This window comes from Pseudomonas sp. ZS1P83, assembly GCF_054897825.1.
On the sequence record NZ_CM142706.1, the window covers coordinates 5,432,089 to 5,456,399 of the forward strand.

Here is a 24,311-nt window from a genome sequence, read left to right on the forward strand (position 1 = left end):
ACCGACACTGAATCAGAAGTCCAGGTTGGAAACTGCCAAGGCGTTGCTTTCGATGAAGTCACGACGAGGCTCGACCGCATCACCCATCAGGGTGTTGAAGATCTGGTCTGCGCCAATGGCGTCTTCGATGGTCACTTTGAGCATCCGGCGCTGGCTCGGGTCCATAGTGGTTTCCCACAGCTGATCCGGGTTCATTTCACCCAGACCTTTGTATCGCTGGATGGTGTGACGCTTGGTGCTTTCAGTCATCAACCATTCAAGGGCTTCCTTGAACTCGGTGACCGGCTTCTTGCGCTCGCCACGCTGAATATACGCGCCGTCGTCCAGCAAGGTGCTCAATTGAGCGCCCAGAGAGACCACAGTCTTGTAATCGTTGCTGCCGAAGAAATCGCGGTTGAAAGTGACGTAGTTCGACAAGCCGTGAGAGATCAGTTCGACCTCAGGCAGCCAGACGTTACGTTCACGGTCTTCACGCAGGCTGGCTTTGTAAACCAGGCCAGACTTCTCGACGGTGCGCAGGCGAACTTCGAACTGGGCCAGCCAATCCTGCATCGCTGCGTGATCGGACAGTTGCTCCATGCTCACTGCCGGCAGGTAGATGAAGTGCTCGGTCAGTTCCTGTGGGTATAGGCGCGACAGACGCTTGAGGGTCTTCATCACCAGACGGAAGTCATTCACCAAACGCTCAAGGGCTGCTCCGGAAATACCCGGTGCTTCCTCGTTCAAGTGCAGGCTCGCATCTTCCAGGGCCGACTGCGTCATGTACTCTTCCATGGCGTCGTCGTCTTTGATGTATTGCTCTTGCTTGCCCTTCTTGACCTTGTACAGCGGTGGCTGAGCGATGTAGATGTAGCCGCGCTCGATCAGCTCCGGCAACTGACGGAAGAAGAAGGTCAGCAGCAAGGTACGGATGTGCGAACCGTCGACGTCGGCATCGGTCATGATGATGATGTTGTGGTAACGCAGCTTCGCGATGTTGTACTCGTCGCGGCCAATGCCGCAGCCCAGCGCGGTGATCAAGGTACCCACTTCTTGCGAAGAGATCATCTTGTCGAACCGCGCCTTCTCGACGTTCAGGATCTTGCCTTTCAGCGGCAGGATGGCCTGGGTTTTACGATTACGTCCCTGCTTGGCGGAGCCGCCAGCAGAGTCACCTTCCACGAGGTACAGTTCGGAAAGGGCAGGGTCTTTTTCCTGGCAGTCAGCCAGTTTGCCCGGCAGACCAGCGATATCCAGCGCGCCTTTGCGACGAGTCATCTCACGGGCTTTACGCGCCGCTTCGCGAGCGCGAGCCGCATCGATCATCTTGCCGACGACCAGCTTGGCTTCGTTCGGGTTTTCCAACAGGAAGTCGGAGAAGTACTTGCCCATTTCCTGTTCGACCGCGGTCTTCACTTCGGAAGAAACCAGCTTGTCTTTGGTCTGGGAACTGAACTTCGGATCCGGCACTTTTACCGAGATGATAGCGGTCAAGCCTTCACGGGCATCGTCACCGGTGGTCGCGACTTTGTGTTTCTTCGCCAGACCTTCAGCTTCGATGTAGGTGTTCAGGTTACGCGTCAGTGCGGAACGGAAACCCACCAGGTGAGTACCGCCATCGCGCTGCGGAATGTTGTTGGTGAAGCACAACAGGTTCTCGTTGAAGCTGTCGTTCCACTGCAGGGCGATTTCCACGCCGATGCCGTCTTCACGCTGGACGTTGAAGTGGAACACCTGGTTGACCGGCGTCTTGTTGGTGTTCAGGTATTCAACGAACGCACGCAGACCGCCTTCGTACTTGAACAGCTCTTCCTTGCCGCTGCGCTCATCCTTGAGGACGATGCCAACACCGGAGTTGAGGAAGGAAAGTTCACGAATCCGTTTGGCCAGGATGTCCCAGCTGAAGTGGATGTTCTTGAAGGTCAAATCGGACGGTTTGAAGTGAATCTGGGTGCCAGTGGTTTCGCTTTCACCGACGATTTTCATCGGTTCTTGTGGAACACCGTGAATGTAGGTCTGTTCCCAGATCTTGCCGCTGCGGCGCACCGTGAGAACAAGCTCTTCGGACAGCGCGTTCACCACCGACACACCTACACCGTGCAGGCCGCCGGATACTTTGTAGGAGTTGTCGTCGAACTTACCGCCGGCGTGCAGCACGGTCATGATGACCTCGGCTGCCGAAACGCCTTCCTCTTTGTGCACATCTACCGGGATGCCACGACCGTTATCTCGAACGGTGATGGATTCGTCCGGGTGGATGATGATGCTGATGTCGTCGCAGTGGCCGGCGAGAGCTTCGTCGATCGAGTTATCGACCACTTCGAACACCATGTGGTGCAGACCGCTGCCATCGTCGGTGTCACCAATGTACATACCGGGACGTTTGCGTACGGCATCCAGGCCTTTCAGCACTTTAATGCTCGTTGAGTCGTACGTATTTTCTTCGCTCAATGCCTTCACTCCCGATGGTCGTGGGTCTGGGTGATACGGCCCTGTTCCACGTGGAACAAAGCGACTGGCGTTTCCGTCTGCCAGCCTTCCCTCAATAATTCGTGATCTACACAGGTGATAAACACCTGGCAGCGTAAGTCTTCCAGCAAGCGGCAAAGCGCGCGACGGTGGTGCTCGTCCAGTTCGGACGGCAGGTCATCCACCAGATAAATACACTGCCCGCGTCGGGCTTGGCTGACCAAGTGCCCTTGGGCAATCCGCAAAGCACAGACCACCAGCTTCTGCTGACCGCGGGACAAGATGTCCGCGGCATTGTGTGCGCCCAATCTAAGACGCAAATCAGCACGCTGTGGTCCTGCTTGGGTATGACCCATTTGCTGATCGCGCTGAAGGGACCCGGCGAGCACTGCACTCAGTTCGCGGTCTTTGTCCCAACCTCGGTAATAGCTGAGCGTTAAGCCCTCGAGTTCAACCAGTTCGCTCAAGGTCTGTTCAAAGACTGGTTTCAAGGCTTTGATATAAGCGCGGCGGTATTCATCAATTTCAGCGCTGGCCTGGCACAGTTCCCTGTCCCAAACCGCTTGCGAAACGGCGTCAAGTGTACCATGCCGCAGCCAAGAGTTTCTCTGGCGCAGGGCCTTCTGCAAGCGCTGCCAGGTGGACATGAATCGTGGTTCCACGTGGAACACGCCCCAGTCGAGAAACTGCCGACGAATCTTCGGCGCGCCTTCCAGCAATCGGAAGCTGTCAGGGTTGATCAACTGCAGCGGCAGGATTTCCGCCAGTTGCGCCGCGCTGCGGGCGTTCTGCCCGTCGATGCGGATCTGAAACTCCCCTTGGCGGTCGCGGGAGATCCCCAAGGCACTGTGCCCGCCCCCGGCTAATTCAACCTGGCCAAACACCGTGCACGCCAATTGCTCGTACTGAATGACCGGCAGAAGACGGCTGCTACGAAACGAACGGGCAAGTCCCAGCAAATGAATGGCTTCCAGAACACTGGTTTTGCCGCTGCCGTTGGCGCCGTAAAGAATGTTGATTCGGGGGGAGGGGGAGAAGGTCACCGGGTGCAGATTGCGCACCGCGGTGACCGAGACGCGACTTAAGGACATCTAGCTTCTGCTGAGCATGATTACAGACGCATCGGCATGACAACGTAAGCCGAGTCGTCGTTGTCGGACTCTTGCACCAGCGCACTGCTGTTGGAGTCGGACAGGATCAGACGAACCTGCTCGGTGGTCATCACGCCCAGTACGTCGAGCAGATAGCTCACGTTGAAGCCGATTTCCAGATTGCCGCCGTTGTATTCAACGCCCACTTCTTCTTCTGCTTCTTCCTGTTCCGGGTTGTTCGCCTGAATTTTCAGCTGGCCGTTAGCCAGTTGCAGACGGATGCCGCGGTACTTCTCGTTGGACAAAATCGCGGTGCGGCTGAAGGCCTCACGCAGGGCCTGGCGATCGCCGAGTACCAGTTTGTCACCGCCCTTAGGCAGGACGCGCTCGTAGTCAGGGAATTTGCCGTCGACCAGTTTCGAGGTGAAGGTGAATTCGCCGGTGGTGGCGCGGATGTGGTGTTGACCCAACACGATGCTGACGATGCCGTCCGGTTCGGTCAGCAGGCGCGCCAGCTCGAGAATACCTTTGCGTGGAACGATGACCTGATGACGATCCGGCTGACCGATATCGGCCTGCATTGAGCACATGGCCAGGCGGTGACCGTCAGTGGCCACGGCGCGGATGATGCCAGCCGAGACTTCCAGCAACATACCGTTGAGGTAGTAACGCACGTCCTGCTGGGCCATCGCGAAGCTGGTGCGTTCGATCAGACGTCGCAGTTTGCTTTGCTCAAGGCTGCAGGTCAGCGAGCCAGGGCCTTCTTCCACAGTCGGGAAGTCATTGGCCGGCAGGGTCGACAGGGTGAAGCGGCTACGGCCGGCCTTCACCACGAGCTTCTGCTCGTCGACCTTGATGTCGATCAGCGCATCGTTCGGCAAGCTCTTGCAGATATCCATCAACTTGCGCGCAGGCACAGTGATGGAGCCTGGATCCGCAGGCTCTTCGAGTTGTACACGACCGACCAGCTCGACTTCCAGGTCGGTACCGGTCAGCGACAGTTGCTGGCCTTCGACAACCAGCAGCACGTTGGAAAGCACCGGCAAGGTCTGTCGGCGCTCGACGACGCCTGCGACCAGTTGCAGGGGTTTCAACAGGGCTTCGCGTTGAATGGTGAAATGCATGGTCTAGTCCCTTGCCTTAATTAGCTGCGCTGGTGTTCATCAAGTGGTCAGTGTACGCAGCAGGTTCTTGTAGTCCTCGCGGATGTCCGCGTCGGATTCCTTAAGTTCGTTGATCTTGCGGCAGGCGTGCAAAACAGTCGTGTGGTCTCGGCCGCCAAACACGTCGCCGATTTCCGGCAGGCTGTGGTTGGTCAATTCTTTTGACAACGCCATGGCGACCTGACGCGGACGAGCTACCGAGCGCGAACGACGTTTAGACAGCAAGTCGGAGATCTTGATCTTGTAGTACTCAGCGACCGTGCGCTGAATGTTATCCACAGAGACCAGTTTGTCTTGCAGTGCCAACAGATCTTTCAGGGATTCGCGAATCAGCTCGATGGTGATATCACGGCCCATGAAGTGCGAGTGGGCGATCACGCGTTTGAGCGCGCCTTCCAGCTCACGGACGTTGGAACGAATACGTTGGGCGATGAAGAACGCCGCGTCATGGGGCAGATCGACTTTGGCCTGATCGGCCTTTTTCATCAGGATCGCCACGCGGGTTTCCAGCTCCGGTGGCTCGACGGCTACCGTCAGGCCCCAACCGAAACGGGATTTGAGACGCTCTTCAAGGCCTTCGATTTCTTTCGGGTAGCGGTCACTGGTAAGAATGACCTGCTGGCCACCTTCAAGCAGGGCGTTGAAGGTGTGGAAAAACTCTTCCTGGGAACGTTCCTTGCGGGCGAAGAACTGAATGTCATCGATCAACAACGCATCCACCGAACGGTAGAAGCGCTTGAACTCGTTGATCGCGTTCAGCTGCAGGGCCTTGACCATGTCGGCCACGAACCGCTCGGAATGCAGGTACACGACCTTGGCATTCGGATTCTTCTTTAATAGGTGGTTACCCACAGCGTGCATCAAGTGGGTTTTACCCAAACCGACGCCACCATAAAGGAACAGCGGGTTGTAACCGTGCTTGGGATTGTCCGCCACTTGCCAGGCCGCAGCCCGTGCCAGTTGGTTGGACTTGCCCTCGACGAAGTTTTCGAAGGTGAAGGTGCGGTTCAGGTAGCTGGTGTGCTTGAGCGCGCCTTCGACCTGCACCGTGCGTTGTTCGGCGCGAATCGGTGCCTGTTGCGAACTGGCACCGGCCATCGGGTCGAAGCTGTCACGCGAAGGCTCTTCATTAACCTCGGCCATTTTTTGCATCGAACGCTTGGCCGGGGCGGCTACCGAGGATGGCGCCGGAGCGCTGACAGGTGCTTGAGCGGCCTGAGCCTGTGAGGCAGCGGCGGCCAACGGAGCATTCGGGGCGGCGCGCGGTGCCGAACTGCGTTTGCTGCCTATTAATAAGGAAAGCGCCGGCGCTGTGCCATTGCCATGCTCATCCAGCAGTTCAAGGACGCGGCCCAGGTACTTTTCGTTGACCCAGTCGAGAACAAAACGATTCGGTGCGTAAACACGCAACTCGTCGCCTTCGGCTTCGACCTGTAGTGGACGGATCCAAGTGTTGAATTGTTGGGCTGGCAGCTCATCGCGCAAAAGCTCCACGCACTGCTGCCAAAGTTCCACTGACACGGATATCCCCTAAGTTGAAAGCCGGTGAGGCAAAAACAAGCGGCCATTGTAGCCGACCAGACGCCGACTTATCCACACGAAGGTTGTTCACTGCCCAATAAGAATCAGGGCGTTATACGAAATAAAGACGACCAGTGGTCTGTGCATAAGCTCTGTGGATAACCGGGTCTAAGGTCGTTGCACAAGTGGGTGGGAAACTCGGTGGATAACCATGCTGTGGATAAGTACCCCTTTCACACACAGCTTATCCGATGGCGCAGCACAGGCTGACCACCGTTTTCCACTGTAGTTGTCATTCTCTGTACATCACGTCTTTAAAGGGTGAATGGTAGTTATCCACAGAAGATCGTGCCCCTAGCTTTTATAAGCTTTACAGAAAAGCTTTAAATACTTTCCTTTTTAATTTCTATATCTAGCGAACGTCCTCTGGCAGGAAAAACGGCTGGAGATCTATTTATAAGGAAACGCTGGTTGGAAATTGACCTAGAGGCTTGCTTTCTCTAGAATCCCCGGTCTCTTAAAACGGGGGCCATTCCGGCCCGTTGTGGACGAACCAGGTAACACGACAATGAAACGTACTTTCCAACCAAGCACTATCAAACGCGCTCGTACCCACGGTTTCCGTGCTCGCATGGCAACCAAAAACGGTCGCGCCGTCCTGTCGCGTCGTCGCGCCAAAGGTCGTGCGCGTCTGGCAGTTTGATAATCCGGCACTGGAGGTGAGTCAGGACTTCAGTCGGGAAAAGCGCCTGCTTACTCCCCGGCATTTCAAGGCGGTCTTTGACTCCCCTACCGGCAAGGTTCCGGGGAAAAATCTCCTGCTCCTTGCGCGCAACAACGATCTTGATCACCCCCGTCTCGGGCTGGTAATCGGGAAAAAGAGCGTAAAGCTCTCCGTCGAGCGCAACCGCCTCAAACGTCTGATGCGCGAATCGTTCCGTCTGCACCAGGATTCGCTGGTCGGCTGGGACATTGTTATCGTCGCGCGCAAAGGTTTGGGGGACGTAGAAAACCCCGAATTGATTCAGCATTTCGGCAAACTCTGGAAGCGTCTGGCACGCAGCACGCCAGTACCAGCAGTCAAAACCGAAACTGTAGGGGTAGACAGTCCCGATGCGTAAACTGGCACTCGTTCCGATCCAGATTTATCGCTATGCCATTAGTCCTCTGATGGCCAGTCACTGTCGTTTCTACCCCAGTTGTTCCTGCTACGCGTATGAAGCCATAGAAAATCATGGCCTTCTGCGCGGTGGCTGGCTGGCCTTTCGTCGTTTAGGTCGCTGTCATCCGTGGAATCCCGGTGGTTATGACCCGGTTCCATCTATCCCTACCTCCCGTTCTTCTTCGATGGCCGAGTAATCATGGATATCAAACGCACGATCCTGATCGTCGCCCTGGCAATCGTGACCTACGTTATGGTTCTTAAATGGAACCAGGACTATGGCCAGGCTGCCCTGCCGACTCAGAATGTTGCTTCCAGTACTACCGCACCCGGTCTACCGGATACGGCGACTGGCAATAATGCTTCTGTCAGTGACGACATTCCACGCGCCGCAAGCGATACCACTGCAACTGCACCCGCTGAAACGCCAGTGGCTGCGAGCAAAGACCTCATCCAGATCAAAACGGATGTGCTCAACCTGGCTATCGATCCACAAGGTGGCGATGTTGCCCAGTTGACGTTGCCGCTGTATCCACGTCGCCAGGACCATCCGGACATTCCATTCCAGCTGTTCGATAACGGCAACGAACGGACTTATCTGGCCCAGAGCGGTTTGATCGGCTCCAACGGTCCGGACGCAAGTCCTGCCGGTCGTCCGGTTTACTCCTCGGAGAAGAAGATTTACCAACTGGCTGACGGTCAAGACCAATTGGTCGTAGACCTGAAGTTCAGCAAGGACGGCGTCAACTACATCAAGCGTTTCACCCTGAAACGTGGCCTGTATGACGTAACCGTTTCCTACCTGATCGATAACCAGAGCGCTCAGCCCTGGTCCGGTGCGATGTTCGCGCAGTTGAAGCGTGATGCCAGCTCCGATCCTTCTTCCAGCACTGCCACCGGCACCGCGACTTATCTGGGCGCCGCCCTGTGGACAAGTAACGAGCCGTACAAGAAAGTGTCCATGAAGGACATGGACAAGGCCCAGCTGAAAGAAACCGTCACCGGCGGTTGGGTTGCCTGGTTGCAGCATTACTTCGTGACCGCATGGATTCCGGCCAAGGGCGAAAACAACGTCGTCCAGACCCGTAAAGACAGCAAAGGCAACTACATCATCGGCTACACCGCCCCGGCAATGACTGTCGCGCCAGGTGCAAAAGCCGAGACCAGCGCCGTTCTCTACGCCGGTCCGAAAAGCCAGGCTGTACTGAAAGAGTTGTCCCCAGGTCTGGAACTGACCGTCGACTACGGCATTCTGTGGTTCATTGCGCAGCCAATTTTCTGGCTGCTGCAGCACATCCACGCGCTGGTCGGTAACTGGGGCTGGTCGATTATCTTCCTGACCATGCTGATCAAAGGGATCTTCTTCCCGCTGTCGGCTGCCAGCTACAAATCCATGGCGCGCATGCGTGCAGTGGCACCAAAACTGGCCGCGCTGAAAGAGCAACATGGCGACGACCGGCAGAAAATGTCGCAATCCATGATGGAGCTGTACAAGAAAGAGAAGATCAATCCGCTGGGTGGCTGCTTGCCAATCCTCGTGCAGATGCCGGTTTTCCTTTCGCTGTACTGGGTTCTGCTGGAAAGCGTTGAAATGCGCCAAGCGCCGTTCATGCTGTGGATTACTGACCTGTCGATCAAGGATCCGTTCTTCATTCTGCCGATCATCATGGGTGCAACCATGTTCATCCAGCAGCAGTTGAACCCGACTCCTCCGGATCCGATGCAGGCCAAGGTGATGAAGTTGATGCCAATCATCTTCACCTTCTTCTTCCTGTGGTTCCCGGCTGGTCTGGTGCTGTACTGGGTAGTGAACAACTGCCTGTCAATCGCCCAACAGTGGTACATCACTCGTAAGATCGAAGCGGCTACCAAAGCAGCTGCCTGACTTACACTGTGGATAACCACTCAAAACGCCCCCTAGTGGGGCGTTTTGCTATCTGTCACTTTTGTCTGGATAACGGTTATGAGCGTTCCTCGTGAAACCATTGCAGCCGTCGCCACCGCTCAAGGTCGCGGCGGTGTAGGCATCGTCCGTATTTCCGGGCCGCTGGCGAGCGTTGCCGCCAAAGCCTTCAGCGGTCGTGAACTCAAGCCGCGATTCGCCCACTACGGCCCATTTCTCAGTGAAAACGATGAGGTTCTGGATCAAGGCATCGCACTGTATTTTCCGGGCCCGAACTCATTCACCGGTGAAGATGTGCTGGAACTCCAGGGCCATGGCGGTCCGGTAGTTCTGGATATGCTGCTTCAGCGTTGCCTGGAACTAGGCTGTCGGTTGGCACGGCCAGGTGAATTTAGCGAGCGCGCGTTCCTCAACGATAAACTCGACCTGGCTCAGGCCGAAGCAATTGCCGACTTGATAGAGGCGAGTTCTGCACAGGCTGCACGAAATGCCCTGCGTTCCTTGCAGGGCGCATTTTCCGAGCGTGTGCATAACCTCACCGAGCAACTGATTGGCCTGCGCATCTATGTCGAAGCGGCTATCGACTTCCCGGAAGAAGAAATCGACTTCCTCGCCGATGGCCACGTACTGAGCATGCTCGACAAAGTGCGTGACGAGTTATCCACCGTACTCCGAGAAGCCGGGCAGGGTGCCCTGCTGCGTGACGGGATGACCGTGGTGATCGCTGGCCGGCCGAATGCTGGTAAATCCAGCTTGCTGAATGCTCTGGCCGGACGAGAAGCAGCGATCGTGACCGAGATTGCGGGCACCACTCGGGACATTCTTCGTGAACATATCCACATCGATGGCATGCCGCTGCACGTGGTCGACACCGCAGGTCTGCGAGATACCGAAGACCAGGTGGAAAAAATCGGCGTCGAACGGGCGTTAAAAGCGATCGGCGAGGCTGATCGTGTGCTGTTGGTGGTCGATGCTACCGCTCCTGAGGCGCTTGATCCGTTCGCGTTATGGCCAGAATTCCTGGAAGTCCGTCCGGATCCGGCGAAAGTCACGCTGATCCGTAACAAGGCAGATCTGACTGGCGAAGCCATTGCCCTGGAAATCAGCGAGGATGGCCACGTCACCATCAGCCTGAGCGCCAAATCAGCAGGTGAAGGGCTGGAATTGCTACGCGACCACCTCAAGGCCTGCATGGGCTACGAACAGACCTCGGAGAGTAGCTTTAGCGCTCGCAGGCGTCACCTTGACGCGTTGCGTCATGCCAGTGCTTCCCTCGAGCACGGCCGTGCGCAGCTGACCCTGGCTGGTGCCGGTGAACTGCTGGCGGAAGATTTACGCCAGGCCCAGCACTCTTTGGGTGAAATCACCGGTGCATTCAGCTCTGATGACCTGCTGGGACGAATCTTTTCCAGCTTCTGTATCGGTAAATAGTCCTTCCATAGTCCACAGACAGGCCATCCGTGCCTGTCTGTTCCCTCCTTTTCCTAAATTTTCCTTCAGTGCCAGTCAGATTCTTTCTGCTTGTGTGGATTTTCCATGTCCAGGATTTGCCTATTCTGCGTTTTTCTGTGGTTTAAGCCCTGTGAATAACTGCCACTAAGGGCAGTTGATAACAGGGCCTCAAAACTGAAGATAACCGCGTCTGTGGATAACAACCCCTTTCATCCACAGGCTTAAACCGGTTATCCAAGGGCCTCCTTGGCACATGACCACAGGGTTTTGAATCTCTGTACATATTGAATATAAAGGACTGTAGAGATCTATCCACAGAAATGTGCTTCAGTAGAAATAAACATAAAAACAAAGATTTAATAAATTTCTCTCTTTTTAATTTCTATAACCGCGACTTCTCCACAGCTGGTTAAATTTTGTGCAAAGGGTTCTTTAGGAAGGGCGAAGTCCCTATACTTGCCGGCCAGGTCCAAAACCCTGAGCTCAAACTATTCCTGATTACCTAACTGAAGCAGGCACGAGGTGCGTGGTGGATTTCCCTTCCCGTTTTGAAGTGATCGTCATCGGCGGCGGTCATGCCGGTACCGAGGCAGCACTGGCCTCAGCACGTATGGGTGCAAAAACCCTGTTGCTGACGCATAACGTGGAAACCCTCGGCGCCATGAGCTGTAACCCCGCTATTGGTGGAATCGGCAAAAGCCACCTGGTCAAGGAAATCGATGCCCTCGGCGGCGCGATGGCCATGGCCACCGATAAAGGTGGTATTCAATTTCGCGTATTGAACAGCCGCAAAGGCCCCGCCGTGCGTGCAACCCGCGCTCAGGCTGATCGGGTTCTGTACAAGGCCGCTGTCCGCGAAATCCTCGAAAACCAGCCGAACCTGTGGATATTTCAACAGGCTGCCGACGACCTGATCGTCGAGCAGGAACAAGTGCGCGGTGTTGTCACCCAAATGGGTCTGCGTTTCTTGGCGGACTCCGTGGTGTTGACCACTGGTACCTTCCTCGGTGGACTTATCCACATCGGCATGCAGAATTTTTCCGGTGGTCGTGCCGGTGATCCGCCGTCGATCGCCCTGGCTCACCGATTGCGTGAATTGCCACTGCGCGTTGGTCGCCTGAAAACCGGCACACCACCGCGTATCGACGGTCGTTCTGTGGATTTCTCGGTGATGACCGAGCAAGCCGGCGATACACCGATCCCGGTGATGTCGTTCATGGGTTCCAAAGAGCAGCATCCGAAACAGGTCAGCTGCTGGATTACCCACACCAACGCCCGCACCCACGAGATCATTGCCGCCAACCTTGATCGTTCACCGATGTATTCCGGTGTGATCGAAGGTATCGGCCCGCGTTACTGCCCGTCGATCGAAGACAAGATCCATCGCTTTGCCGACAAGGAAAGCCATCAGGTTTTCATCGAACCGGAAGGCCTGACGACCAACGAGCTGTACCCGAACGGGATATCCACATCACTGCCGTTCGACGTGCAACTGCAGATCGTGCAATCGATCCGTGGCATGGAAAACGCGCACATCGTTCGTCCGGGTTACGCCATCGAGTACGACTACTTCGACCCGCGTGACCTGAAGTACAACCTGGAAACCAAAGTCATCGGCGGTCTGTTTTTCGCCGGGCAAATCAACGGCACCACCGGTTACGAAGAAGCCGGCGCCCAGGGTTTGCTGGCCGGAGCCAACGCCGCACTGCGTGCTCAGGGCAAAGATGCCTGGTGCCCGCGTCGCGACGAGGCGTACATCGGAGTGTTGGTCGACGACCTGATTACCCTGGGTACCCAGGAACCGTATCGGATGTTTACGTCCCGCGCCGAATACCGCCTGATCCTGCGCGAAGACAACGCCGACCTGCGCTTGACCGAAAAAGGTCGCGAACTGGGTCTGGTGGACGACGCGCGTTGGGCTGCGTTCTGCACCAAGCGCGAAAGCATCACGCTAGAAGAGCAACGCCTGAAAAGTACCTGGGTTCGCCCGGGTACCGAGCAGGGCGATGCAATTTCCGAGAAATTCGGCACGCCGCTGACCCACGAATACAACTTGCTCAATCTGCTGAGCCGTCCGGAAATCGACTACGCTGGTCTGATCTCCGTGACCGGTGGGGGCGCAGAAGATCCGCAAGTCGCCGAGCAGGTCGAAATCAAGACCAAATACGCCGGTTACATCGATCGCCAACAGGATGAAATCGCACGGCTGCGGGCCAGCGAAGACACAAAACTGCCTGTGGATATCAATTACACAAATATTTCCGGTCTCTCCAAAGAGATCCAGAGCAAGCTCGGTGCGACCCGTCCAGAGACTTTGGGCCAGGCGTCGCGTATCCCGGGCGTGACGCCGGCAGCGATTTCGCTGTTGATGATTCATTTGAAAAAACGCGGCGCGGGCCGTCAGTTGGAGCAAAGCGCTTGAGTTCGTTGGTCACCTCGCAACACGCAGAAGAGTTATCCACAGGTGCTCGCCAGCTCGGTGTCACACTGAAAGAAACCCAGCATGCTCAGCTGCTGGGTTATCTGGCCCTGTTGATCAAATGGAACAAGGCTTACAACCTGACCGCCGTCCGCGATCCAGATGAAATGGTTTCCCGCCACTTGCTCGATAGTTTGAGCGTGATGTCGTTCGTCGAAAACGGTCGCTGGCTGGACGTGGGCAGCGGTGGTGGCATGCCGGGTATCCCGATGGCCATCCTGTTTCCAGAGTCCCAAGTGACCTGCCTGGACAGCAACGGCAAGAAAACCCGCTTCCTGACTCAGGTCAAACTCGAACTCAAACTGGATAACCTGCAAGTTATCCACAGTCGCGTCGAAGCTTTTCAGCCTGATCAGCCGTTCAACGGGATCATTTCCCGGGCGTTCAGCAGCATGGAGAACTTCAGCAACTGGACTCGCCACCTCGGCGACGCCGATACACGTTGGCTGGCAATGAAGGGCGTTCATCCGGCCGATGAGCTGGTAGCATTGCCGGCAGACTTCCACCTCGATAGCGAACACGCCCTGGCCGTACCCGGTTGCCAAGGCCAACGCCATCTGCTGATACTGCGCCGCACGGCATGATTGGGAACACAAGCAAGAATGGCTAAGGTATTCGCGGTAGCGAACCAAAAGGGTGGTGTGGGCAAGACCACCACCTGCATCAACCTCGCAGCTTCCCTGGTCGCTACCAAGCGTCGGGTGCTGTTGATCGATCTCGATCCACAGGGCAACGCCACCATGGGTAGCGGTGTGGATAAACACGGGCTGGAAAACTCGGTCTACGACCTGCTGATCGGCGAATGCGATCTGGCCCAGGCCATGCACTACTCCGAGCACGGTGGTTACCAACTGCTGCCGGCCAACCGTGACTTGACCGCGGCGGAAGTGGTTCTGCTGGAAATGCAGATGAAGGAAAGCCGCCTGCGGAGTGCGTTGGCGCCGATCCGTGAAAACTACGATTACATTTTGATCGACTGCCCGCCATCGCTGTCGATGCTGACGCTTAACGCACTGGTTGCTGCCGACGGGGTCATTATCCCCATGCAGTGCGAGTATTTTGCACTTGAAGGCTTGAGCGACCTTGTGGATAACATCAAGCGCATCGCAGAACTGCTGAATCCGAACCTGAAAGTCGAAGGGCTGTTGCGGACCATGTATGACCCGCGCCTGAGCCTGATGAACGATGTTTCGGCGCAGCTCAAGGAACACTTCGGTGAGCAGCTCTACGACACGGTGATTCCGCGCAACATCCGCCTGGCCGAAGCGCCAAGCTATGGCATGCCGGCGCTGGCGTACGACAAATCATCGCGGGGCGCCATTGCCTATCTGGCATTGGCCGGCGAGATGGTTCGCCGTCAACGCAAAAACTCACGCACTGCCGCCGCTCAGGCAACTTAAGGAATCCCCATGGCCGTCAAGAAACGAGGTCTCGGACGTGGACTGGATGCACTGCTGAGTGGTCCGACTGTCAGCTCGCTGGAAGAACAAGCGGTGCAGGCAGATCAGCGTGAGCTGCAGCACCTGCCCCTGGACCTGATCCAGCGCGGCAAGTACCAGCCGCGTCGGGACATGGACCCACAGGCGCTGGAAGAGCTGGCGCAGTCGATCAAGGCTCAGGGCGTGATGCAGCCGATCGTGGTTCGTCCGATCGGCAGCGGTCGCTTCGAAATCATCGCCGGCGAACGCCGTTGGCGCGCCAGCCAGCAGGCTGGCCAGGAAACCATCCCGGCAATGGTTCGCGATGTGCCGGATGAAACCGCGATCGCGATGGCACTGATCGAGAACATCCAGCGCGAAGACCTCAATCCGATCGAAGAAGCGGTGGCCTTGCAGCGTTTGCAGCAGGAATTTCAGCTGACTCAGCAACAAGTGGCCGAAGCGGTGGGCAAATCCCGCGTGACTGTGGCTAACCTGCTACGCTTGATCGCGTTGCCGGAAGTCATCAAAACCATGCTGTCCCACGGCGACCTGGAAATGGGTCATGCCCGTGCTTTGCTCGGTTTACCGGAGAATCAGCAGGTTGAAGGGGCGCGACACGTTGTCGCACGGGGGCTGACTGTGCGCCAGACTGAAGCACTGGTTCGCCAGTGGTTGAGTGGCAAACAGGAACCTGCTGAACCGGTAAAGCAGGACCCGGATATTGCTCGACTCGAACAGCGTCTGGCTGAGCGCCTAGGCTCTGCGGTGCAGATCCGCCACGGTAAAAAGGGGAAGGGGCAGTTGGTGATCGGTTACAACTCCCTCGATGAACTTCAAGGTGTGCTTGCACACATCCGCTGAAACATTTCCTCATGTAGCGGGGAGTCGGAAATCACTACCTGACAGTTGAATAGGGGCAGAACCGCCCCTATACTCTGCGCGCATTTTGTCGGCACAAATTATGCCAAGTTATTGAATTTCGGCAGCCGATCATTGGGGAGCAAAAACGATGGAGAGCCGCACGCCAAACCGCTTGCCGTTCCATCGCCTGGCAGTTTTTCCGGTATTACTGGCTCAATTTGTCGTTTTGGTACTGGCCGCTTTGGCGCTCTGGTACTGGCATGGAGTCGTAGCCGGGTACTCAGGACTTTGCGGAGGCCTGATAGCCTTGCTGCCCAATGTTTATTTCGCTCACAGGGCATTTCGGTTTTCCGGCGCCCGAGCAGCTCAAGCCATCGTCCGGTCTTTTTATGCCGGCGAGGCGGGCAAACTGATTTTGACGGCAGTGCTCTTTGCATTGACGTTTGCAGGTGTGAAGCCATTGGCGCCGCTAGCTGTATTCGGCGTCTTCGTGTTGACCCAACTGGTCAGCTGGTTCGCGCCCCTGCTGATGAGAACAAGACTTTCGAGACCTTAGGGCGTTTGAGGCAACCATGGCAGCAGAAACCGCTTCGGGCTATATCCAGCACCACTTGATGAACCTGACCTTCGGTCAGCTACCTACCGGCGGCTGGGGCTTTGCCCACACCGCAGCAGAGGCCAAAGCAATGGGCTTCTGGGCTTTCCACGTCGATACCCTTGGCTGGTCGGTCGCGTTGGGTCTGATTTTCGTTCTTCTTTTCCGCATGGCGGCAAAGAAGGCGACTACGGGTGTTCCTGGTGCTTTGCAGAACTTCGTTGAAGTATTGGTCGAATTCGTCGATGGCAGCGTGAAAGACAGCTTCCATGGCCGTAGCCCCGTGGTTGCACCACTGGCACTGACCATCTTCGTCTGGGTGTTCATGATGAACGCCATCGACCTGGTACCGGTCGACTGGATCCCGCAACTGGCCGCGGCCATTTCCGGCAACCACGAGATTCCGTTCCGTGCCGTATCGACCACCGACCCGAACGCTACGCTGGCCATGGCCTTCTCGGTGTTCGCGTTGATCATTTTCTACAGCATCAAGATCAAGGGCATCGGCGGCTTCATCGGCGAACTGACCCTGCACCCTTTCGGCAGCAAGAACATCTTCCTTCAAGCCCTGCTGATTCCGGTGAACTTCCTGCTGGAGTTCGTGACACTGATCGCCAAGCCAATCTCTCTGGCACTGCGTCTGTTCGGCAACATGTACGCCGGCGAACTGGTCTTCATTCTGATCGCTGTGATGTTCGGCAGCGGTCTGCTCTGGCTTAGCGGCCTGGGTGTAGTTCTGCAGTGGGCGTGGGCTGTGTTCCACATCCTGATCATCACCCTGCAGGCGTTTATCTTCATGATGCTGACCATCGTTTACCTCTCGATGGCGCACGAAGAGAACCATTAAGACCAGTCTCGACTGGTCTGATGTCCCACTCGGTCAAACGAGTGGGTGCCCGAACAGGGCTATGAAACGATTTGTTTTACCGCTTTAAAATCTAAAAAACCTAAACCATACGACGTAAAAGTCGGGAGGAAAGATGGAAACTGTAGTTGGTCTAACCGCTATCGCTGTTGCACTGTTGATCGGCCTGGGCGCACTGGGTACCGCAATTGGTTTCGGCCTGTTGGGTGGCAAGTTCCTGGAAGGCGCAGCGCGTCAGCCAGAGATGGTTCCAATGCTGCAAGTTAAAATGTTCATCGTTGCCGGTCTGCTCGACGCCGTGACCATGATCGGTGTTGGTATCGCTCTGTTCTTCACCTTCGCGAACCCATTCGTTGGTCAACTCGCTGGCTAATTGCTCGAACCTTCGAGTAATTGGTGTGATGTGCAACGAACGAGCGAGGTGTTGGCGTGAACATTAATGCAACCCTGATTGGCCAGTCCGTTGCGTTCTTCATTTTTGTACTGTTTTGCATGAAGTTCGTGTGGCCTCCGGTCATCGCGGCTTTGCACGAACGTCAGAAGAAGATCGCGGATGGACTGGACGCTGCCGCCCGAGCAGCTCGCGACCTGGAGTTGGCCCAAGATAAAGCGGGTCAGCAACTGCGCGAAGCGAAAGCTCAGGCAGCCGAAATCATTGAGCAAGCCAAGAAACGCGGTAATCAAATCGTCGAAGAGGCTGTTGAAAAAGCCCGTATCGACGCTGACCGTGTGAAGGTTCAGGCTCAGGCCGAGATCGAGCAGGAACTGAACAGTGTCAAAGACGCGCTGCGTGCCCAATTGGGTGCTCTGGCCGTTGGCGGCGCCGAGAAGATCCTGGGTGCCACAATCGATCAAAACGCGCACGCGGAGCTGGTAAACAAACTGGCTGCTGAAATTTAAGCGAGGGCGATCATGGCAGAATTGACCACGTTGGCCCGACCTTACGCTAAGGCAGCCTTCGAGCACGCCCAGGCCCACCAGCAACTGGCCTCTTGGTCAGCCATGCTCGGCCTGGCTGCAGCAGTGTCGCAAGACGACACCATGCAGCGCGTGCTCAAGGCCCCGCGACTGACGAGCGCAGACAAGGCCGCCACGTTTATTGACGTGTGCGGCGACAAGTTTGATGTGAAGGCACAGAACTTCATTCACGTCGTTGCCGAAAACGACCGTCTCCCGCTGTTGCCGGAGATCGCCGCTCTGTTTGACCTGTACAAGGCCGAACAAGAGAAATCGGTAGACGTTGAAGTCACCAGTGCTTTTGCATTGAACCAAGAACAGCAAGACAAACTCGCCAAGGTTCTCAGTGCACGACTCAACCGGGAAGTGCGCCTGCAAGTCGAGGAAGACAAATCCCTTATTGGGGGCATTGTCATCCGCGCCGGCGACCTGGTAATCGATGGCTCGGTTCGCGGCAAACTCGCGAATCTTGCCGAAGCATTGAAATCTTGAGTTTGAAGGGGCAGCAGAGCAATGCAGCAACTCAATCCTTCCGAAATAAGTGAAATTATCAAGGGCCGCATCGACAAGCTCGATGTGACCTCCCAAGCCCGTAACGAAGGCACTGTCGTCAGCGTATCTGACGGTATCGTGCGGATTCACGGTCTGGCCGACGTAATGTACGGCGAGATGATCGAGTTTCCGGGCGGCGTCTTCGGTATGGCTCTCAACCTGGAGCAAGACTCTGTAGGTGCCGTTGTATTGGGCTCTTACCAGTCTCTGGCTGAAGGCATGAGCGCCAAGTGCACTGGCCGCATCCTCGAAGTTCCGGTTGGTAAGGAACTGCTGGGTCGCGTAGTCGACGCACTGGGTAACCCAGTTGACGGCAAAGGTCCGCTGAACAACACCGAGACCGATGCGGTCGAGAAAGTTGCTCCAGGCGTGATCTGGCGTAAGTCGGTAGACCAGCCTGTACAGACTGGCTACAAGGCTGTCGATGCCATGATCCCTGTCGGCCGTGGCCAGCGTGAGCTGATCATCGGTGACCGTCAGATCGGTAAAACCGCTCTGGCGATCGATGCGATCATCAACCAGAAAGACAGCGGTATTTTCTGCGTCTACGTAGCTATCGGTCAGAAGCAATCGACCATCGCTAACGTTGTTCGCAAGCTGGAAGAAAACGGCGCACTGGCTAACACCATCGTCGTGGCTGCGAGCGCTTCGGAATCTGCAGCACTGCAGTTCCTGGCACCGTACTCCGGTTGCACCATGGGTGAATTCTTCCGCGACCGCGGTGAAGACGCGCTGATCGTTTATGACGATCTGTCCAAGCAAGCAGTGGCTTACCGCCAGATTTCCCTGCTGCTGCGCCGTCCACCAGGTCGTGAAGCTTACCCAGGCGACGTGTTCTATCTCCACTCCCGTCTGCTGGAGCGCGCATCCCGCGTTTCGGAAGAGTACGTAGAGAAGTTCACCAACGGCGCAGTGACCGGCAAAACCGGTTCCCTGACCGCACTGCCGATCATCGAAACCCAGGCTGGCGACGTTTCCGCGTTCGTTCCGACCAACGTGATTTCCATCACCGACGGTCAGATCTTCCTGGAATCGGCCATGTTCAACTCCGGGATCCGTCCTGCTGTGAACGCCGGTGTTTCGGTATCCCGTGTGGGTGGTGCCGCTCAGACCAAGATCATCAAGAAGCTCTCCGGTGGTATCCGTACCGCTCTGGCTCAGTACCGTGAACTGGCGGCATTCGCCCAGTTCGCTTCTGATCTGGACGAAGCGACCCGTAAGCAACTTGAGCATGGTCAGCGCGTTACCGAGCTGATGAAGCAGAAGCAATACGCACCAATGTCGATCGCTGACATGGCGCTGTCGCTGTATGCCGCTGAGCGTGGGTTCCTGACTGACGTTGAAATCGCCAAGATCGGCAGCTTCGAACAAGCGCTGATTGCTTTCTTCAACCGCGATCACGCCGATTTGATGGCGAAGATCAACGTGAAGGGTGACTTCAATGACGAAATCGACGCTGGCCTGAAAGCCGGTATCGAGAAGTTCAAGGCCACCCAAACCTGGTAAGCCGCAGCGGGAGCCGTAAGGCTCCCGCTTGCTAACCTGATAGGTGTTACATGGCAGGCGCAAAAGAGATTCGCAGTAAGATTGCGAGCATCAAAAGCACGCAAAAGATCACCAGCGCCATGGAAAAAGTGGCGGTCAGTAAAATGCGCAAGGCACAAATGCGCATGGCTGCTAGCCGTCCTTACGCGGAGCGCATCCGCCAGGTTATTGGTCATTTGGCCAACGCTAACCCGGAATATCGCCACCCCTTCATGATCGAGCGTGAAATCAAGCGCGTCGGTTATGTCGTAGTGAGCAGTGACCGTGGTCTGTGTGGTGGCTTGAACACCAACCTGTTCAAGGCCTTGGTCAAGGACATGGCGAAAAACCGTGAAAACGGCGTCGAGATCGATCTGTGTGTTGTTGGTAGCAAGGGTGCGGCTTTCTTCCGCAACTTCGGCGGTAACGTCGTTGCAGCTATCAGCCACCTGGGTGAAGAGCCGTCGATCAATGATCTGATCGGCAGCGTCAAGGTGATGCTGGATGCCTACCTGGACGGCCGTATTGATCGCCTGTCCGTGGTGTCCAACAAGTTCATCAACACCATGACGCAACAGCCTACTGTGGAGCAGTTGATTCCACTGGAGGCAACCCCGGATCAATCGCTCAAGCACCACTGGGACTATCTCTACGAACCGGATGCCAAAGAGCTGCTTGACGGCTTGATGGTCCGCTACGTTGAGTCGCAGGTCTACCAGGCGGTGGTCGAGAACAACGCGGCTGAACAAGCTGCGCGGATGATCGCGATGAAGAACGCTACCGACAACGCCGGTGATTTGATCAGCGATTTGCAGCTGGTCTACAACAAGGCGCGTCAGGCTGCGATCACCCAAGAGATCTCGGAAATCGTCGGCGGCGCTGCCGCGGTTTAACGGTTCAAATATTCAGAGGATCCAGCTATGAGTAGCGGACGTATCGTTCAAATCATCGGCGCCGTTATCGACGTGGAATTTCCACGCGACAGCGTACCGAGCATCTACAACGCGCTGAAAGTAATGAGCGCGGCTGAAACCACCCTGGAAGTTCAGCAGCAGCTGGGCGACGGCGTGGTTCGTACCATTGCGATGGGTTCCACCGAAGGCTTGAAGCGCGGTCTGGAAGTCACGGACTCTGGCGCTGCCATCTCCGTACCGGTCGGTAAAGCGACCCTGGGCCGGATCATGGACGTTCTGGGCAACCCGATCGACGAAGCTGGCCCGATCGACACCGAAGAGCGCTGGGGCATTCACCGCCCTGCGCCAACCTTCGCTGAACAAGCGGGCGGCAACGACCTGCTGGAAACCGGCATCAAGGTTATCGACCTGGTTTGCCCGTTCGCCAAGGGTGGTAAAGTCGGTCTGTTCGGTGGTGCCGGTGTAGGCAAAACCGTAAACATGATGGAACTGATCCGTAACATCGCCATCGAGCACGCCGGTTATTCCGTGTTCGCCGGTGTGGGTGAGCGTACTCGTGAGGGTAACGACTTCTACCACGAGATGAAGGATTCCAACGTTCTGGACAAAGTGGCACTGGTTTACGGTCAGATGAACGAGCCGCCGGGTAACCGTCTGCGCGTAGCACTGACTGGCCTGACCATGGCCGAGAAGTTCCGTGACGAAGGTAACGACGTTCTGCTGTTCGTCGACAACATCTATCGTTACACCCTGGCCGGTACCGAAGTATCCGCACTGCTGGGCCGTATGCCTTCCGCAGTAGGTTATCAGCCGACCCTGGCCGAAGAGATGGGTACTCTGCAAGAGCGCATCACTTCGACCAAAAACGGTTCGATCACCTCGATCCAGGCGGTATACGTACCGGCGGATGACTTGACTGACCCGTCGCCAGCGACCACCTTCGCCCACTTGGACGCCACCGTCGTTCTGTCCCGTGACATCGCTTCCCTGGGTATCTACCCAGCGGTCGATCCACTGGACTCGACTTCGCGTCAGCTGGACCCGAACGTGATCGGTCAGGACCACTACGACACCGCTCGCGGCGTACAGTATGTTCTGCAACGTTACAAAGAACTGAAGGACATCATTGCGATCCTGGGTATGGACGAGCTGTCGGAAACCGACAAGCAGTTGGTAAACCGTGCTCGTAAGATCCAGCGTTTCTTGTCGCAACCGTTCTTCGTGGCTGAAGTCTTCACCGGTGCTTCGGGTAAATACGTTTCCCTGAAAGACACCATTGCTGGCTTCAAAGGCATCCTCAACGGTGACTACGACCACTTGCCAGAACAAGCGTTCTACATGGTCGGCGGCATCGAAGAAGCGATCGAGAAAGCCAAGAAACTGTAATCCCGGCGTCCGGCAACGGGCGCTAATTTAGGTTGAGGCAATCAGATGGCTATGACAGTCCATTGCGATATCGTCAGCGCGGAAGGGGAAATCTTTTCCGGCCTGGTCGAGATGGTGGTTGCGCACGGTGCACTGGGTGATCTTGGTATCGCCTTGGGTCACGCGCCGCTGATCACTAATCTCAAGCCGGGCCCGATCCGCCTGATCAAGCAGGGCGGGGAAGAGGAGGTGTTTTACATCTCCGGTGGTTTCCTCGAGGTTCAGCCGAACATGGTCAAGGTGCTTGCCGACACTGTGCAACGTGCCGCCGACCTGGACGAAGCCTCCGCTCAGGAAGCCGTTAAGGCTGCCGAGAAGGCGTTGCATGACCGTGGTGCAGAATTCGATTACGGTTCTGCTGCCGCACGTCTGGCCGAGGCGACAGCTCAGCTGCGCACCGTCCAGCAGATCCGCAAGAAGTTCGGCCACTAATAGGCTCCACTTGTTGTGCGATTGATTAAAAAGGGTAGCCTCGGCTACCCTTTTTTCTTTTCCGACATTCATAACCTGGTCGCAGCCGCCGACCACCCAGGATTGGTAGCCAGTCATGTCTTTAGAAATCGTTATCCTCGCTGCCGGCCAAGGCACTCGCATGCGTTCGACGTTGCCGAAAGTTCTGCACCCGATTGCCGGCAACTCGATGCTCGGCCATGTTATCCACAGCGCCCGGCAACTTGATCCACAGCGCATACATGTAGTGATCGGCCATGGCGCCGATTCCGTGCGCGAGCGGCTGGCGGCGGATGATTTGAATTTCGTCCTGCAGGACAAACAGCTGGGAACCGGTCATGCGGTGGCGCAGGCCGTGCCGTTCATCAAGTCCGACACTGTGCTGATTCTCTACGGTGACGTGCCGCTGATTGAAGTCGAAACCCTGCAACGTTTGCTGAAGAAAGTGGCGCCACAACAACTGGGTTTGCTCACCGTTGAACTGGACGACCCAACCGGCTACGGCCGCATCGTCCGTGACGCGGCTGGAAAGGTCGCCGCTATCGTCGAGCAGAAAGACGCCAACGAAGCTGAACGCGCAATCACCGAGGGCAACACCGGCATTCTGGCGCTGCCTTTCGAACGTCTTGGCGACTGGATGAGCCGCCTCTCCAATAACAATGTCCAGGGCGAGTATTACCTGACCGACGTGATCGCCATGGCGGTTAGCGACGGACTGGTGGTGGCCACCGAGCAACCCCACGATGCCATGGAAGTGCAGGGTGCTAACGACCGCAAGCAGCTTGCCGAGCTTGAGCGTCACTATCAGCTGCGAGCCGGTCGTCGTTTGATGGCTCAGGGCGTGACACTGCGTGACCCGGCTCGTTTTGATGTACGCGGTGAAGTCACCGTCGGCCGCGACGTGCTGATCGACATCAACGTGATCCTCGAAGGCAAGGTCGTTATTGAGGACGACGTGGTTATCGGCCCGAACTGTGTGATCAAGGACAGCACCCTGCGCAAAGGCGTGGTGATCAAGGCCAACAGCCACATCGATGGCGCGATTCTCGGTGAAGGCAGCGATGCCGGTCCGTTCGCTCGTTTGCGCCCAGGCACAGTGCTGGAAGCACGAGCCCATGTGGGTAACTTCGTTGAGTTGAAAAACGCTCATTTGGGCGAGGACGCCAAGGCCGGTCACCTGACTTACCTGGGGGATGCGGAGATTGGTGCGCGGACCAACATCGGGGCTGGCACCATCACCTGCAATTACGACGGCGCCAACAAATGGAAAACCGTGTTGGGTGAAGATGTGTTCATCGGTTCCAACAACTCGTTGGTCGCGCCTGTGGATATCTCTGCGGGTGCCACGACTGCTGCGGGTTCGACCATTACCCAAAATGTGGATAACGCGCAGTTGGCGGTAGGCCGAGCGCGGCAGAAGAACCTCGACGGCTGGAAGCGGCCGGAAAAGATCAAGAAGAGCTGAGTTATCCACAGCTGTTTTTATCGCCCCACACTTGACGAAGTTTAGCCGATAGGTTTTGATTGC

23 protein-coding genes are annotated in these 24,311 nt (G+C 56.5%); 19 read left to right on the plus strand and 4 right to left on the minus strand.

What is annotated here, in order from left to right; translation table 11 throughout:
- Positions 1–12 precede the first annotated feature (12 nt).
- Genes gyrB through dnaA form a run of 4 tightly spaced genes read right to left on the minus strand, consistent with a single transcriptional unit; the run spans position 13 to position 6,223 of the window.
- Positions 13–2,430, minus strand: coding sequence for a DNA topoisomerase (ATP-hydrolyzing) subunit B (gene gyrB, locus ACYZT0_RS25495; RefSeq protein WP_462043530.1), 2,418 nt, complete (start codon positions 2,428–2,430; stop codon positions 13–15).
- 5 nt (positions 2,431–2,435) lie between these two features.
- A complete protein-coding gene (gene recF / locus ACYZT0_RS25500) occupies positions 2,436–3,539 on the minus strand; it encodes a DNA replication/repair protein RecF (RefSeq protein WP_462043531.1) in 1,104 nt (367 codons plus the stop codon).
- Positions 3,540–3,559: 20 nt separating this feature from the next.
- On the minus strand, positions 3,560–4,663 hold the full coding sequence (gene dnaN / locus ACYZT0_RS25505) for a DNA polymerase III subunit beta (protein ID WP_017341709.1): 1,104 nt from the start codon (positions 4,661–4,663) through the stop codon (positions 3,560–3,562).
- Between the two features lie 39 nt (positions 4,664–4,702).
- The gene (gene dnaA, locus ACYZT0_RS25510; RefSeq protein ID WP_462043532.1) at positions 4,703–6,223 is read right to left on the minus strand and encodes a chromosomal replication initiator protein DnaA; all 1,521 of its coding nucleotides are present in this window, start codon (positions 6,221–6,223) and stop codon (positions 4,703–4,705) included.
- Positions 6,224–6,791: 568 nt separating this feature from the next.
- On the opposite strand from dnaA, the gene rpmH reads away from it, so the two are divergent.
- The 19 genes from rpmH (at position 6,792) to glmU (ending at position 24,248) form a co-directional block, all read left to right on the plus strand.
- A complete protein-coding gene (gene rpmH / locus ACYZT0_RS25515) occupies positions 6,792–6,926 on the plus strand; it encodes a 50S ribosomal protein L34 (protein ID WP_003213577.1) in 135 nt (44 codons plus the stop codon).
- A gap of 16 nt (positions 6,927–6,942) precedes the next feature.
- Positions 6,943–7,344: a ribonuclease P protein component gene (rnpA, locus tag ACYZT0_RS25520; protein ID WP_027926203.1), complete on the plus strand. Its 402-nt coding sequence runs from the start codon at positions 6,943–6,945 to the stop codon at positions 7,342–7,344.
- The gene (gene yidD, locus ACYZT0_RS25525; RefSeq protein ID WP_462043533.1) at positions 7,337–7,582 is read left to right on the plus strand and encodes a membrane protein insertion efficiency factor YidD; all 246 of its coding nucleotides are present in this window, start codon (positions 7,337–7,339) and stop codon (positions 7,580–7,582) included. The genes rnpA and yidD overlap by 8 nt, the downstream gene beginning before the upstream one ends.
- Before the next feature lie 2 nt (positions 7,583–7,584).
- Positions 7,585–9,270 carry a membrane protein insertase YidC gene (gene yidC / locus ACYZT0_RS25530; protein WP_462043534.1) on the plus strand — a complete coding sequence of 562 codons (1,686 nt, stop codon included), beginning with the start codon at positions 7,585–7,587 and terminating at the stop codon, positions 9,268–9,270.
- A 78-nt stretch (positions 9,271–9,348) separates the two neighbouring features.
- On the plus strand, positions 9,349–10,719 hold the full coding sequence (mnmE, locus tag ACYZT0_RS25535; protein ID WP_462043535.1) for a tRNA uridine-5-carboxymethylaminomethyl(34) synthesis GTPase MnmE: 1,371 nt from the start codon (positions 9,349–9,351) through the stop codon (positions 10,717–10,719).
- A gap of 550 nt (positions 10,720–11,269) precedes the next feature.
- Positions 11,270–13,162 carry a tRNA uridine-5-carboxymethylaminomethyl(34) synthesis enzyme MnmG gene (gene mnmG, locus ACYZT0_RS25540; protein ID WP_462043536.1) on the plus strand — a complete coding sequence of 631 codons (1,893 nt, stop codon included), beginning with the start codon at positions 11,270–11,272 and terminating at the stop codon, positions 13,160–13,162.
- Positions 13,159–13,803 carry a 16S rRNA (guanine(527)-N(7))-methyltransferase RsmG gene (rsmG, locus tag ACYZT0_RS25545; protein WP_462043537.1) on the plus strand — a complete coding sequence of 215 codons (645 nt, stop codon included), beginning with the start codon at positions 13,159–13,161 and terminating at the stop codon, positions 13,801–13,803. The genes mnmG and rsmG overlap by 4 nt, the downstream gene beginning before the upstream one ends.
- 18 nt (positions 13,804–13,821) lie before the next feature.
- Positions 13,822–14,619 (plus strand): ParA family protein, encoded by a 798-nt coding sequence (locus ACYZT0_RS25550; protein WP_462043538.1) that lies wholly within the window; start codon positions 13,822–13,824, stop codon positions 14,617–14,619.
- A gap of 9 nt (positions 14,620–14,628) precedes the next feature.
- Entirely contained in the window at positions 14,629–15,501 is an 873-nt protein-coding gene (locus ACYZT0_RS25555; RefSeq protein WP_077748853.1) for a ParB/RepB/Spo0J family partition protein, read from the plus strand.
- Positions 15,502–15,649: 148 nt separating this feature from the next.
- Positions 15,650–16,057 carry a F0F1 ATP synthase subunit I gene (locus ACYZT0_RS25560; RefSeq protein WP_007948092.1) on the plus strand — a complete coding sequence of 136 codons (408 nt, stop codon included), beginning with the start codon at positions 15,650–15,652 and terminating at the stop codon, positions 16,055–16,057.
- Between the two features lie 16 nt (positions 16,058–16,073).
- Positions 16,074–16,943 carry a F0F1 ATP synthase subunit A gene (gene atpB / locus ACYZT0_RS25565; RefSeq protein WP_462043539.1) on the plus strand — a complete coding sequence of 290 codons (870 nt, stop codon included), beginning with the start codon at positions 16,074–16,076 and terminating at the stop codon, positions 16,941–16,943.
- Between the two features lie 133 nt (positions 16,944–17,076).
- Complete coding sequence (gene atpE / locus ACYZT0_RS25570; RefSeq protein WP_002555987.1) at positions 17,077–17,334, plus strand: F0F1 ATP synthase subunit C; 258 nt, start codon at positions 17,077–17,079, stop codon at positions 17,332–17,334.
- A 56-nt stretch (positions 17,335–17,390) separates the two neighbouring features.
- Positions 17,391–17,861 carry a F0F1 ATP synthase subunit B gene (locus ACYZT0_RS25575; protein ID WP_008027535.1) on the plus strand — a complete coding sequence of 157 codons (471 nt, stop codon included), beginning with the start codon at positions 17,391–17,393 and terminating at the stop codon, positions 17,859–17,861.
- 12 nt (positions 17,862–17,873) lie between these two features.
- The gene (locus ACYZT0_RS25580) at positions 17,874–18,410 is read left to right on the plus strand and encodes a F0F1 ATP synthase subunit delta (RefSeq protein WP_282379784.1); all 537 of its coding nucleotides are present in this window, start codon (positions 17,874–17,876) and stop codon (positions 18,408–18,410) included.
- Positions 18,411–18,431: 21 nt separating this feature from the next.
- Positions 18,432–19,976, plus strand: coding sequence for a F0F1 ATP synthase subunit alpha (atpA, locus tag ACYZT0_RS25585; RefSeq protein ID WP_282379785.1), 1,545 nt, complete (start codon positions 18,432–18,434; stop codon positions 19,974–19,976).
- Between the two features lie 50 nt (positions 19,977–20,026).
- Positions 20,027–20,887: a F0F1 ATP synthase subunit gamma gene (atpG, locus tag ACYZT0_RS25590; protein WP_458510657.1), complete on the plus strand. Its 861-nt coding sequence runs from the start codon at positions 20,027–20,029 to the stop codon at positions 20,885–20,887.
- A gap of 27 nt (positions 20,888–20,914) precedes the next feature.
- Entirely contained in the window at positions 20,915–22,294 is a 1,380-nt protein-coding gene (atpD, locus tag ACYZT0_RS25595) for a F0F1 ATP synthase subunit beta (RefSeq protein WP_462043540.1), read from the plus strand.
- Positions 22,295–22,339: 45 nt separating this feature from the next.
- The gene (locus ACYZT0_RS25600) at positions 22,340–22,765 is read left to right on the plus strand and encodes a F0F1 ATP synthase subunit epsilon (protein WP_462043541.1); all 426 of its coding nucleotides are present in this window, start codon (positions 22,340–22,342) and stop codon (positions 22,763–22,765) included.
- A 115-nt stretch (positions 22,766–22,880) separates the two neighbouring features.
- Positions 22,881–24,248, plus strand: a complete 1,368-nt coding sequence (gene glmU / locus ACYZT0_RS25605; RefSeq protein WP_462043542.1) for a bifunctional UDP-N-acetylglucosamine diphosphorylase/glucosamine-1-phosphate N-acetyltransferase GlmU — start codon at positions 22,881–22,883, stop codon at positions 24,246–24,248.
- The last annotated feature ends 63 nt before the right edge of the window (positions 24,249–24,311 follow it).